Source organism: Flavobacterium bizetiae (assembly GCF_902804475.1).
In the GTDB taxonomy this organism is placed as follows: Bacteria; Bacteroidota; Bacteroidia; order Flavobacteriales; family Flavobacteriaceae; genus Flavobacterium; species Flavobacterium bizetiae.
Genome location: NZ_CADCSU010000109.1, coordinates 24,148 through 37,810, shown reverse-complemented (window position 1 = coordinate 37,810; position 13,663 = coordinate 24,148). Strand labels below are relative to the sequence as shown.

12 protein-coding genes are annotated in these 13,663 nt (G+C 33.7%); all 12 read right to left on the bottom strand.

Translation table 11 applies throughout. The annotated features are described in order from the left end of the window. Positions 1-261: 261 nt before the first annotated feature. The 12 genes from FLACOL7796_RS15445 to FLACOL7796_RS15390 all read right to left on the bottom strand — a co-directional run bounded on the left by FLACOL7796_RS15445 (position 262) and on the right by FLACOL7796_RS15390 (position 13,646). Complete coding sequence (locus tag FLACOL7796_RS15445; protein ID WP_173971632.1) at positions 262-666, bottom strand: response regulator; 405 nt, start codon at positions 664-666, stop codon at positions 262-264. A 1-nt stretch (position 667) separates the two neighbouring features. Continuing rightward, positions 668-1,924 carry a sensor histidine kinase gene (locus tag FLACOL7796_RS15440; protein WP_173971631.1) on the bottom strand — a complete coding sequence of 419 codons (1,257 nt, stop codon included), beginning with the start codon at positions 1,922-1,924 and terminating at the stop codon, positions 668-670. Position 1,925: 1 nt separating this feature from the next. Beyond that, entirely contained in the window at positions 1,926-2,225 is a 300-nt protein-coding gene (locus FLACOL7796_RS15435) for a circadian clock KaiB family protein (protein ID WP_173971630.1), read from the bottom strand. Positions 2,226-2,228: 3 nt separating this feature from the next. After that, a complete protein-coding gene (locus FLACOL7796_RS15430; RefSeq protein ID WP_055092894.1) occupies positions 2,229-2,525 on the bottom strand; it encodes a circadian clock KaiB family protein in 297 nt (98 codons plus the stop codon). A 6-nt stretch (positions 2,526-2,531) separates the two neighbouring features. Further along, entirely contained in the window at positions 2,532-4,202 is a 1,671-nt protein-coding gene (kaiC, locus tag FLACOL7796_RS15425; protein WP_173971629.1) for a circadian clock protein KaiC, read from the bottom strand. Between the two features lie 178 nt (positions 4,203-4,380). Then, positions 4,381-5,619, bottom strand: coding sequence for an RNA polymerase sigma factor (locus FLACOL7796_RS15420; RefSeq protein ID WP_173971628.1), 1,239 nt, complete (start codon positions 5,617-5,619; stop codon positions 4,381-4,383). Between the two features lie 298 nt (positions 5,620-5,917). Then, positions 5,918-6,256: a YciI family protein gene (locus FLACOL7796_RS15415; RefSeq protein ID WP_173971627.1), complete on the bottom strand. Its 339-nt coding sequence runs from the start codon at positions 6,254-6,256 to the stop codon at positions 5,918-5,920. Positions 6,257-6,454: 198 nt separating this feature from the next. Beyond that, positions 6,455-6,907 (bottom strand): carboxymuconolactone decarboxylase family protein, encoded by a 453-nt coding sequence (locus tag FLACOL7796_RS15410; protein WP_173971626.1) that lies wholly within the window; start codon positions 6,905-6,907, stop codon positions 6,455-6,457. Between the two features lie 120 nt (positions 6,908-7,027). After that, entirely contained in the window at positions 7,028-7,672 is a 645-nt protein-coding gene (locus FLACOL7796_RS15405; protein WP_173971625.1) for a hypothetical protein, read from the bottom strand. A 480-nt stretch (positions 7,673-8,152) separates the two neighbouring features. Then, positions 8,153-8,911: a LytR/AlgR family response regulator transcription factor gene (locus FLACOL7796_RS15400; RefSeq protein WP_173971624.1), complete on the bottom strand. Its 759-nt coding sequence runs from the start codon at positions 8,909-8,911 to the stop codon at positions 8,153-8,155. Positions 8,912-8,970: 59 nt separating this feature from the next. Then, entirely contained in the window at positions 8,971-10,290 is a 1,320-nt protein-coding gene (locus FLACOL7796_RS15395; protein ID WP_173971623.1) for a RagB/SusD family nutrient uptake outer membrane protein, read from the bottom strand. 11 nt (positions 10,291-10,301) lie between these two features. Continuing rightward, positions 10,302-13,646 (bottom strand): SusC/RagA family TonB-linked outer membrane protein, encoded by a 3,345-nt coding sequence (locus FLACOL7796_RS15390; RefSeq protein ID WP_173971622.1) that lies wholly within the window; start codon positions 13,644-13,646, stop codon positions 10,302-10,304. Between the last annotated feature and the right edge of the window lie 17 nt (positions 13,647-13,663).

The following is a 13,663-nucleotide window of genomic DNA, read 5'->3' as shown; positions in this document are numbered from 1 at the left end:
CTCTTGTAGTATAAATAAGATGTTTACTCTAATATATTGAATATAATCGTATTATATGACTGTTTGTCGATATTATTTTAAGTAAATTCTGATGTTAACATCGCGTTTTTAAGAGAAGTAATCTATTGTGAAAAATGAAGTAAAAAGGCAATTAGTTTAATAAAATCTAATCAAATGAAGTAAAACAAAAAAAAGCTGATCATAACGAGATCAGCTCTTTTTTTGTAAGTATTAAGGAGTTTTTTATTATTTAAGCGTCGCTTATTGTTCAATGATGGAGAGAATACTTTTAGGAATTTCATCAAACCCTTCTATCGAATAGGGTTTTATCAAATAAGCTTTTACGCCCATCAAATCGCATTTTTCTTTATAAACAGGATTAATGCTTGTGGAATAAACAAAGCATGGAATCGTTTTTAAATTGTTATTGTTTAAAATTTGCTGTAATGCCTCGATACCGTCAAGTATAGGCATATTGATATCAGTAAGAATAATATCAGGGATTTCATTTGAAGCATCTTCTAAAAAATTTAAAAGCTCTTCGCCATTAGCCACGAGGCTTACTTTTGCAAAATCCGGATTTTTATTAAAGGTATGACAGATTATATCCGCATCATCGATATCATCTTCGGCAATAATAATATGTAAGTTATATAAGTTTGGCATTTTATAAGATTGGGAAATAAAGGTTAAATATGGTACCCTCATTCAGTTTACTTTCTACAGTAATATTTCCTGAATGGTTCTCCATAATTTTTTTGCAAATTGCAAGACCTATACCGTTACCGGAATATTCGTTTTTGGCGTGCAATCTCTGAAATATAGTGAAAATTTTCAACAAATGGTTCTGTTCCATTCCAATACCGTTGTCTTTGATCTGAATTTTGATAAACTGATCGGACAGATTTGTAATTTCGGATTCAAAATTATCAATTTGTGAGATTTCAATAACAGGAAAATTATCTTTTTTACTGTATTTAATCGCGTTTGAAATTAGATTAGAAAAAAGCTGACGCATTTGTACTCTCGAAGCTTTTAGCGTAGGCAATTTTCCTATTTTGATAACTGCTTTTTTATCAGACATTATAATCTCTAAATCTTCACTAACTTCCCGAATAATATCTACTAGATTAACATCGGTACGTTCTTCTTGTGCGGTATGAGAAGAATAGCTCACTAAATCATCTACCAATGAATTTAACCGTAAAGCTGCTGCTTTCATGACGCTCATCGATTTTGCATCAGTTTCAGAAAGATAACTGCCATCAATTCGGCCATTGTACATGACAATTTTTCTAAGCGGTTCTTTAAGATCGTGCGATATTACATGAATAAACTCTTCAAGATTATCATTTGTTTTATTGAGTTCATGAATTTTTTCTTCGAGATCTTTTTGATGCTGAATTAAAGCATCTTCATGTTTTTTCTTTTCAGTTAGATCCGTAATTATAATTCCAATTCCCTGAACGGCAGGCTCAAGATCTGTAACTGAAATATAGGCAGGAAAAGTTTTTCTGTAAGTCTCGGTTTTAAATACAATTTCGTGCGTAGTAATGCCATATTTTAAGGCTTCGATTATCGGAACAAAATTATCCTGACTATTAAAATATTCGTAAAGGTAGCTTCCAATTATTTTTTCAGCCGGAATTCCTATCAGTTTAGAGAAAAAGTCATTACAATATAATACCAGTCCATTTCTGGAAATACTTAGCGCGCCTTGTGCAAATTTCTCTATAAGTAATCTAAAAGTATAGTCGGCAGTTTCTAGCGAGTAGAGCTGTGGAGTTCCGTTTGTATTTACCACAAGGGCATCAACATCCCCTTGCTTTATGGCGTCAACAATGCTATTAGATTCATAAAGTTGCTGTTTTAAGGCTTCAATTTCAGCTTTTAGGGATTCTATATTTGTATTATTATCCTTCAAATTATTCGCGTATGTTTAGGATTCTTAATACCTTTTCTTTGTCTGACAAATCTCCCAATATTATACGTCTTGGTGCAGGATTTGTTTTTATCAAAGTAGGTATTGCTACTATTTGATGTATCGCTGCTTGTTCTGTATCTCGACTAATGTCTATAATTTCCAGTTCGTAAGCATCCTTGAGATATTGATCGCAGATTTTACGCAGGTTTTCGATGGCATGACCTGATTTAACAGACATACCCGAAACAAAAAGCATAAATTTATGTTTGGTTGTACTTGAGCCATCAGATGAATCATCCATTTTTTAAGAGTTTAAGGGTTTTATATTAAGCCCAACAAGTACTCGTTCCTCATTCGAAAGATCGCCAATGATTTTGCGAATAGGTTCTGGAAATTTTCTCACCAATGTAGGTACAGCAAAAATCTGATCACCTTCTGCCAATTGCGGATTTTTAAGCAAATCTACAATTTCGATGCTGTAAATTCCTTTCAAATGTTCTTCGGCATATTTTTTTATATTCTCCAGTGCCGTTATTGATTTCGGCGTTTGACCTGCAATATATAATCTTAACTGCCATTCGGCTACAGCTTCTTTTTTCATTTTATTCTATTTTTTAGAACTTAGTTTTTCCTGTAATTCTTCGGTCGCTTTAAGGATACTTAGTTCCTCTTGTGCCGATTCGAATTCAGTTTTAAGTGATTCAATATTAGCTTCAAGAACTTTGCGTTTACGCTCAATTTCTCTGTCTTTTCGGCTAATTTCGTTTTGAAGCTTAATCTCAGATATGGTTTTCTTCAATTGATGCGATTGTCTTGCAGCACCAGTAAGAATCCCCTGAGGACCTAATTCTACATCCAGTAATTCTATTCCGTTATTTGTAATCACAAATTCTCTAACCTGATTAGAATGTCCCATTCCTCGGGCTTTTACAATAAAAATTCCACGATTTCTTTCTCCAATTCCTTCCATATCACGAACCGTAATCCAGGTATCTACTAATGATGATACTGATTCTTCGGCAAGATCCGGTCTAAAATTATCAGTTTGTTTATTTAATGACGTAAAAAGCGCGGTAATATTGTTGGCTTTCAACATATCAATAAGTCTTACCAACATCGAGCGTACTTCATGTTCGCTACCAACCGAAATTAAATTACTAATAGGATCAATAATAATCGTAGTAGGTTTAAACTCTCTAATTAATTTGCGAAGCGTAAGCAAATGCAGCTCAAGACCATTAAGAGACGGACGTGAAGAATGAATTTGCAAAGTACCATCATTAATATGTTTTTCAAGATCGATACCAATTGATTTCATATTGCGTACCAATTGATGCGGTGATTCTTCAAAAGCAAAATAAATTGTTTTTTCCTTCTTTTTACATTGTTCATTGGCAAAATAACAACCAATGGTAGTTTTTGCGGTTCCTGCTGTTCCTGAAACTAAAATATTGCTTCCGCGGTAAAATCCGCCACCCTGAAACATATCGTTTAATCCCGGGACTCCGGTCGAAATAATATCTGATGAAACTTCATTATCCAGTTTTAACGACGTAATAGGCAAAACCGAAATTCCGTCTTCATCAATAAGAAACGGGTATTCATTTGTACCATGCGTTGATCCTCTGTATTTTACAATACGAAGCCTTCTTGTCGAAACCTGTTCGATTACACGATGATCCAGCACAATTACACAATCAGAAACGTATTCTTCAAGTCCCTGACGCGTTAAAGTTGCTTCTCCGCGTTCTCCTGTAATAATTGCTGTTACGCCTTTGGTTTTTAGCCAATGAAATAATCTTCGCAGTTCTGCTCTAAGAATCGCCTGATTATCAAGACCCGCAAAAAGAGATTCTATCGTATCAAGTACCACTCGTTTTGCTTTTATAGAATCAATGGCGTGTCCTAACCTGATGAATAATCCATCAAGATCGTATTCGCCTGCTTCTTCGATTTCAGATCTTTCGACTCTTACGTGATCTACGACGAGTTTTTTATCTTTTTTGAGTTTTTCGAGGTCAAAGCCAAGGGATTTTACGTTTAAAGTAAGATCATCCGATGGTTCTTCAAACGACATGAAAACTCCGGGTTCGTTATATTCTGTAATACCTTTAATAAGGAACTGCATTGATAACAATGTCTTTCCGCAGCCGGCGCCACCGCAAATTAAAGTTGGTCGTCCTTTCGGAAATCCACCATCAGTAATTTCATCAAGGCCGTCTACTCCCGTAGGAGTTTTGGGAAATATAAAACTATGTGATTTTGATTGTTCTTGCACGCTATTTAATATTCTATGTTACTCAAATATACGTTTTCCTAGAATATTAACAATTAATATTTATTAAAGATTTAACAGCTGTTTAGATTAAAATGAAATTTTTCAGGAATAATTCATGTTTAAACATGGGAATAATGTAAAACTTAAATAAAATTATAAAACACTTATTTAAAAAGAACTATTTTTTGCTTGTGATATTTTTAATATTTTGAATAATAATATTTTTGTCAGAATTCGTACTGGCTAAGCCAAGAGCAGTTTCAAAGTGTTTTAAAGCCTTCTGATCATCATCACCTGAATATAAATTTCCGAGTAAAGAATAATAAAACGGATTATTGGTTAACTGGAGTTTCTCGGCTTCAACAATTGCTTCCTGCTTGTTTCTCGCCTTAGATAAAGCATACGTTCTGTTTAAAGCAACAATAGGAGAATACTCTAAAATGATCAAATGATTATACAACTCTAAAATATGCTGCCATTTTTCAGTTGTGTCTTTTTTCTGTGTATGCCAATAGGCAATTCCGGCTTCGAGATGGTATTTAGAGAGTGTATTTCCGTTAGAAGACTGACTCAGAAAATAAGTTCCTTTGTCTATTAATTCTTGATTCCATAGCGATTCATCCTGATCCTGGTATAAAATAATTTCTCCGTTTTCATTTGTTCGGGCATCGAATCGTGACGAATGAAAACACATCAACGCCATCAATGCATTAGTTGCCGGCAGATTGGTTGTTTTGTTCTGAATTAATAAATAAGTCAAACGCATGGCTTCGGCACAAAGATCTTTTCGCAAAGTCGTATTTTGCGAAGTAGAGTAGTAGCCTTCAGAAAATAAAAGATAAATGGTTTTAAGAACCGTATCGATTCGTTCTTGTATTTCAGTAGGATTTGGGTTTTGAATTTTGATGTTTTCTTCCTTAAGTTTTTCTTTGGCGCGATTTATTCTTTTATAAATCACTTCTTTATTAGACAGAAAAGCATCGGCAATTTCGTTGATTCCAAAACCGCACAATAAATTTAAGGCAAGCGCAATCTGAGCTTCATCAGAATTGCAGGGATTACAAACTGTAAAAATCATTGCTAACTGACTATCAGAAATATTCTGATCAGATAAATCAATTTCGATTTCGGGATTGTTTAATGCGGAATTGTATTGTATTTCGGTGACAATTTTCTTTTCGAAAATATCATTTCGTTTAAAATAATTCTTGGTTTTATTTTTAGCCACAGTATAAAGCCAAGCCGTTGGATTTTCAGGAATTCCTTTAATTGCCCATGTTTCTGATGCTGTCAAAAAAGTATCACTCACAATATCCTCCGCAATTTCGATATGATGAATACCAAACAAATTGCACAAAACCGAAACTATTTTCTGGTACTCGGTTCTAAATAAATGAGGGATGAATTCTTGGTTCATAGTGGTGAAAGTAAATTCTAATATATTGCCCGCGGGTTTTACAGGTTAAACGGGTTTTCGCTGGTTTATTTCTTTTTGGCATCTTTGTCATCTTGGCGAAAACACTCTTATGAATGATTGTCCTAGCCCCGATAGAAGTGGAAATCCTTTTGTGGCGGTGTTCGCCACAAAAGATTGGAACGTATAGCGGGATTAGCTCCTGAAAAAAAACAGCGAAAACCCGTTTAATCCGCCTAATCCGCGTGCAATTACAATCTATTGGAATTTGGAATTTCAAAAAATTGGAATTTAGATTATTCTACATCGCCTGACGTATCTCTACATTTCCACCCAAGTTCAAAACCGGACATCCTTGCGCGATTTCGGCTGCTTCGTCATAATCCTTGGCTTTTATGATAATCAATCCGCCAATAGATTCTTTGATTTCTACGAAAGGTCCGTTTGTGATGCCTTTTGCTTTGCTGACAATTTTTCCTTGTCCATCCCATTTTTGCAAAGGTCTGGCAAGTTTATCCTGTGCGGCCAAACCACCAAACCAGTTTTGCCATTGTTGCAAATGTTGTTGCAATTCTTCGGGTGAAGGCTGATTTTCTTTGGTGGTAAAATCTCTTCTGAATATTAATATAAATTCGTTCATTGTTTTTATTTTATAGTTTTATTTTAAATGTTTTTTACGCAGATCTTCCAAATTAAATCTGCAAAATCTGCGTGAAATAAAAATCTTTTTTAATCCATTATCTGGGACTAATGTCTAATATTATAGTAAAAAAAAGCTATCTTTTATTTGAGATATAAATTTAGTGTTTTACCAAAGACAAAAAACAGCCTGATTTATTTATCCAAATTGTCCCACTCTGTACGTTCCCGGAGTATTAGGAAAAGCAAGGTTAAAACGATTCCAGGTATTGATTGTGGTAATTACAAGTGTAAGATCGATTAATTCCTCATCAGAAAATTCACTTTTTGCGATCGCATAAACATCGTCATGAACCTGACAAGCCGTTACAGCCTCGGCGTAAGCCAAAGCAGCTCTTTCTCTTGAAGTGTAATACGGAGTTTCTCTCCAGGCGCTTAAACCAAATAAACGTTGTGGAGTTTCTCCGGTTGCCAAAGCTTCTTTTGAGTGCATGTCTAAACAATACGCACAACTATTAATTTGTGATACTCTAAAATCGACTAAATCTAGTAATGATTTTTCAAGTCCTGATTTTTTAATGTAACCTGTAATGGCAAATAAAGTACTTAACGCTTTTTGACCTTTTTCGAATGCATTGATTCTAGTTTCCATGATGTATAATTTTTAATGTTATACTCTAATGACAACTGAACTTTCAGGATTGGACAAATTTTTGAAAAAAAAGATAAAAATTTTTAAAATATTTTCAGAACCCTTGATATTTCTGGGTTTTTAATTGATGATTAAATCTATATTTTTAGAATAGTTAGACAATAAAGGTTTGTTATTAAAGCTATTTGTCATTGTCCAGGGTACAAGTTGGCCTTTCTCGATAATTTCTTTTTTAGAATAAACCATATTAAAATACATTTCTAAATCATTTGGATTTTCGGGCATTGGTTTGTTTTTTGAGCCTTCAGGAATATCCTCATAATAATATCTGGATTGTTTTAAAACAGGATATTTAGTTAGTAAATAATCGTTTAAGGTAAATCTCGGGCCATCGCCTTTGTATAAATCTTCGAATAAAATAGGAGTAATAGTCAGATCTTTAACGTTCTGTTTTAAACTTTTGTATTGATCTGAAGTGATAGAAAAATCAGATTCCTTCAAGTTATCTTTTTGAGACAATTGCCTGATTACTGAAAGTCGGACATAATCGTCGTTGATTTCGATAACCTTAAATACAAAATAATATTTTTGGTAACTCTGACTTCCGTTAATCCCTGTTTCTTTGCTAAAAATGAAACTTCCTACTCGTAGCTGATGTTCTTTTGTGTTGATGTTTTTCTTCCAGATATAAGGCTTGTAAACCTTTTCTCGAATGAGATAAAAAACAACCAAACTGATAACGGAAATTAGAATTATTTTTTTCATTTGTTTTGAAACTAGGAGCGAAGTGCTTTTTACAAATATCAATAAATTTTAATTAGGATCGCAGAAAATTAATAACCATTCTGGATATTCATCAGGATAAAGTATTATTAAAGATTAAAAAAAATCTGCTGAATCTGCGTTAAAAAATTAAACACATAGAGACATAGCTTTTTGGGTCGCATAAAAGACGTTTCACTTAAAATATTACCGCATAGTGCAATCGCGAAACGATGCGAGAAAAATAGCCACAGATTAAGAAGATTAAAATGATTAATCTGTATGTGTAAAAAAAGCCACGAATTCACGAATGATTGAGCAAAAAGCGCAATTTGATTTTGTTATCTTATGTCAATTTCGACAAAGGAGAAATTTTAACTTGTTGAAATTCTCATAGCTATGTGAAAGAAACGAGTTTCTTTATTATTTCTTTTTCAACTATAAAACCTATTTCTATGTGTTTAGAAATTCTACACAAATATTTTAAGAATCCAGCCAATTCTTAAAATTATTAATTTCTTTTTTGCTTAAAATAATAGGCTCGCTATCCGGAATGGCAACATTTACTAAAATCTCGATTTTCTGACTCGAATGCTTGATTATCTCCTGAATATGATGACGGTTGATAATATATTTTCGATTTATTTTAAAGAAAAGTACAGGATTAAGTTTGTTTACCAAATCTTTTAGATTGCTGTTGTATAAATAACTGCTGCCGGAATTGGTGTAAATAAACATATGCTTTCCTGTGGCATAAAAATAAGTGATCGAAGTATCGTTTATAGAAAGAAGTTTATCTCTGTGATTCACCAAAAAATGATGCTGAACGCTGCTCTGATTTTCAATTTCGACCAAAGATTCAACAATCAGGTTGGTGTTAAAAGTTTCTTTTATGTTTTTGTATTTTACGAGCGCTTCATGTAATTCTTCTTCTTCGTAAGGTTTTAGAAGATAATCTATAGTGAAATGCTTGAACACTTTTACGGCATAAGAATCGTAAGCGGTAATAAAAATAACGGGACATGAAACAGTTGCCTGCTCAAAAATGTCAAGACTTTTTCCGTCTCCTAAATGAATATCCATGAAGGCAAGATCAACACTATTTTTCGTAAAGAAAGCTACGGCATCTTTTACAGACTTGAGTACCGTGATTTCACTGATCGAAATAATACTCTGTTGTTCTAATATTGATTTGAGATAGCTTGAAGCCAAATGTTCGTCTTCAATAATAACTATTTTCATTACGTTTAATTTTCTGTAAAGTTAAAAAAAAAGCTCCGTTAAAAACGGAGCTAATTTTTTTACAAATCAGGATTATTTAAACGGGCATCAAGAGGGAATGGAAGCGTATAACGCGGATCATTTTCTATTAATGTGTAATCTTGATCATTAAAAGTATGATTGATTTGCTTTTGTGTTGTTCTTCTTAAATCAAACCAACGGTGACCTTCTACAGCAAACTCACGTTGTCTTTCCTGAGCAATAAAATCAAGAAGTTGAGTTTGTGTCATTGCAGCAATCGATGTGCTTAATGTATTAAAAGCTGTTGCAGTATATCTGTTTTTGATAAAAGCGATTACAGTTGTTCTTGCCGTTGGCAAATCGCTTAATTGTGCCGATGCTTCTGCTTTAGTCAAATACAATTCAGATGTTCTAAACGTACATTTTTGAGCGATATCACCACCTTTTCTAAATCTGTATCTGCTTCCGCTTGCCTGATAATATAAAGCAAAACGTAAATCGTTTGTTTTATCGTAAACGCTTGTTAAAGTTGGCGCAGCATATGATGCTCCTTTCAAAAGATTAATAAAAGGATCCTCAAGTGCTAGTATAGATTCTGGTCCGTTGTAAAGATTTGGTAAAGCAGCAGTAGTGTTTAAGTTGATTAAAGCACTTTTGTATGTCATTGCTTTATCTGCAGCAGCAATAGCTTTTGCCCATTCTTTTCTGTATAAGAAAATACGAGATTCCATTGCATACAAAGCAGCTTTAGAAAAACGGTAGTTTATACCAGCTGTCTGAGTGTTTAAATTCAATAATTTGCTAGCCGCTTCATTATCAGATAAAATCTGGTCGTAAATAACAGCAACACTTTGAGGAACGTAAGCCTGCTCTAAATCTATTTGTAAAGCCAACGGAACACCTCTGTCTGTTCCAGCTGTTGTAGCATTAAAAGGTTTACTGAAGATATTCAATAAATCAAAATAAGTTAATGCTCTTAGTGCATAAGCTTCTCCTATTAGTTGATCTTTCTCTGCAGAAGGCGCTAATTTTGCACTTGCTTCATTGATGATAACATTGGTATAGAAAATTCTGTTGTACAAAGCAGCATAAGGAAAACTGTTTGTAGTTTTATCAGGATTGGCATCGTTCCATATATAATGATCTCTGTAAAAAGTAGCATTATCATTAAATTCATCTAAAATCAATTCGTCTGCTCTAATAGCAGATAATGCTTTATGAATAGCAGTTGTAGAATAACCGCTTGTCATTACGGCTCTGTAATCAGTTAAAGTTTCCGGAATTACTTTACCTACCGGCTCAACATCAAGATAATGATCACAGCTTACAGTAGTAATGGCTACACCGGCAAAGAATACGTATTTTAATATATTTTTCATTTTAAATCAGATTAAAAAGTTAGGTTACATCCTAAAGATATTGATCTTGGGATTGGTTGTGCATAGATATTTCCGTACGTTTCAGGGTCAAAGTAACCTTTATAATTAGAGCTGATTACAAATAAGTTCCTTCCTTCGATACTAAATCTAACACTATCCATAAACAATGTTTTTGTTGCTGTTTTAGGCAATGAATATCCTAAACGAACACTACTTAAACGCATATAGCTCATTTCATGAACCCAGGTATCTAAATAGTTGTAAACATTAAGTGGTGCTCCTGCTGGAGAAAACCATTGGAAAGCCATCCATGAATCTCCTGTTCCTGAAGTTGCACTAGTAATTCCAGGTATGTTCGATCCTGTATTAGTAGGCGACCATGCATTAAGTATATCTGTAGTGTAGTTTTGACCACGATCTACTTGTGTACCATTAAAATTTGGTCTTTCAACAACAGTTTGTTTAAGATTGAAAGTGGTAGCAACAGTAAGATCAAAATTATGAACTTTAAATGTGTTGATAATACCACCAGTAAATTTAGGATCTGCATCTCCAACATAAGTAAACAAATCTCTTGTTTGTTCATCTGTAAGTTTTGATTGCGAGAAAACTCCAGGGAAAAAATCTGCATAAGGATCAAAAAGACCAAAAAGAGTTTGCGTGTTTACAGTTTCTCCCTTTTTATTTACAAATAAAGGGAAACCACTTTCATCAATTCCGTTAGTTTTTAATGCAAATACAGCATTAACAGGTAATCCTTGTCTTGAAGGTAAATAGCTGTTAGATCTTATCTGGATACGATCAACAGTACTCTTATTATGAGCAAAATTAATAGTCGTATTCCATTTAAAGTTCGGACGGTCAATGTTTCTTGTAGACAAAGAAATTTCATATCCTTTATTCGTTACCTGAGCCCAGTTAGCGTTTGTAAACTCAAAACCGTTTTCAACAGGAAGTGATTGTAAACCAATTAAATCAGTACTTTTTCTTCCGTAAACATCAGTTACAATGCTGATACGATTGTTGAATAAACCAAGATCCATCCCAAAGTTGGTATTCTCCGTTTTTTCCCATCTTAATTTATCATTTGGAGGAGAAATTACAGTAATAATAGGTTCTGATTGTCCCGGTAAAATAATAGTTGTCTGATTTGTTCCAACGACATACGGAGAAGTATTTTTATCTATATTTCCTTGTAAACCGTAAGATGCACGTAATCTTAAATTAGAAACTATTTCGCTGCCTTTTAAGAAGTTTTCTTCAGATACTGCCCATGAACCAGAAACTGCCCATAATGGTAAGTATTTGTATTTAGGATCTACACCAAATAAATCAGAACCGTCGTAACGAACACTTCCAAAGAAAGTATATTTTCTGTCATAAGTATAAGATGCTGTTGCGAACATTGATGCAAATGCATTTTCGTTTTCACTCTTTAAATACGTTCTATAGTTTAGATTAGATGCATAAGCCTGAGTTGGAAAAACAATTTGAGTTGTAGTCAATGTTTTCGGGTCGAAACCAAAACCTTTTGTATTAATAGATGTGTTTTTGTTTTTTCTTAATTCATTACCCACCATAAATTCTAACTCATGTTTTCCTCCAAGAGTAGTACTATAGTTTAACATTGTTTTCCAGTTATATTGAAAAAAGTCAGTGTTTGAATTTTGAATAATTCCGCCCACAGGAAGGAAATAAGTATAAGCTCCATTTGCAAATACACTTGTTTTTTCTCTTTCTTTTCTTGTAAAGTAAGTGTCTTTACCAGCATATTTTTCAGAAGCATTGTTGTCAAACTGTAAACCAATTTGTGTACTTGCTTTTAATCCTTTTACAATATTATAATCAACGTCAAGCAATGCTTTTATAGATCTTGTTGTCAATTCGTAATTGGTATTTTCCCTTTCTTCTAAGTAATTAAAAGGAATATAAACACTTCCATTTCCATATCCGGTCATGTCTTTATCATAATTATAACTTCCATCAGCGTTTAATGGAGCTAAATATGGATTAGCATTTCTGGAGTAATTAGCAGGATTTGTAAAAGTGTCTGTATCTGAAATATAAGATGATTTTTTACTTTGTGTACCAAAAATTCCAACTCCAACATGTAATTTATCAGTTACATCAAAGTTGTTTTTTAAAGTAAGGTTGTATCTGTCAAAACCAGTTCCGATAGTAGCACCTTCTTCGTTGTAAGCTCCTAAAGAGAAATAGTAATCAGATTTTTCTCCACCACCAGATAAACTTAATGTATATTGTTTGTTGATGGCACTTCTGTACAATAAATCGCCCCAATTGGTATTGGTGTTTCTTAAAGCGTTGATTGAGTTTTGTGTTGTTGGACTTAGAGAAGAAAAACCTCCCGATCTGTAGGCTCCTAATTCATTAGCCTGTTTAAGAATACGGGAAATTTCTCCGTTACCGTCTCTGTAAGTCAAATCTTCTCTTGAAGCCAGCGAAAGTTCAAAATCTACTTTTTGAGAAGAATTTAAAAGGTTTAATTTAGAAAAATCAGGTTTTTGAGTCACGAAAGTATTTACATTCAAGTCTACTTTCATGCTTCCTTTTTTTCCTTTTTTAGTGGTTACCACAATAACACCGTTTGCAGCTCTTGCACCGTAAATGGCAGTTGCAGCAGCATCTTTTAATATGGTAATATCTTTAATATCTTCAGGATTTAAACCTGCGATAGAAAAATTGCTTAAAACATCGATATTGTCTTTATCATAATTTTGAGGGACATCATTTCCTTCAAGTGGTAAACCATCTAAAACCCATAACGGATCCTGCGCACCATTAAGAGATGCAGTACCACGAATTCTGATTTTTGAGATCGTTCCCGGAGCTCCTGTTTGTTGTGTTACGGCAACACCCGCAACCTGACCAATTAACATTTGATCTAAACTCGCCACACCCGCTTGTTTGATATCTGCCATTTCAACTTTTGCAACAGCTGATGTCAGTTTTCTTTTTTCGATCTTTTGGTAACCTGTTACTACGATTTCTTTTAATTCGCTAACATCAGATTTTAAAGAAATAGTGTATTGGTTTTTATCTGTAATATCAATTGTATAAGGCAAATATCCCATATAAGATACTCTTAAAGTTTTGATATTACTGTTAATTTTAAATTCAAAAGCACCATCAAAATCGGTTACGGTCCCAAGGCTTGCACTTAGGATCACCCCTTTTTGTTCTGTGTTATTTGATACGGAACTGTTCTCTACAGAAACAGTAACTCCTGGTATTGGCAGTCCGTCTTTGGCATCAAGTACCTTTCCTTTAATAGTCCTTTCCTGCGCATACCCCGAAAGGGCAAGAAGGAAACTCAGCATGTAAAATAAATTCTTCATTGGGTTGTTTTTGGATT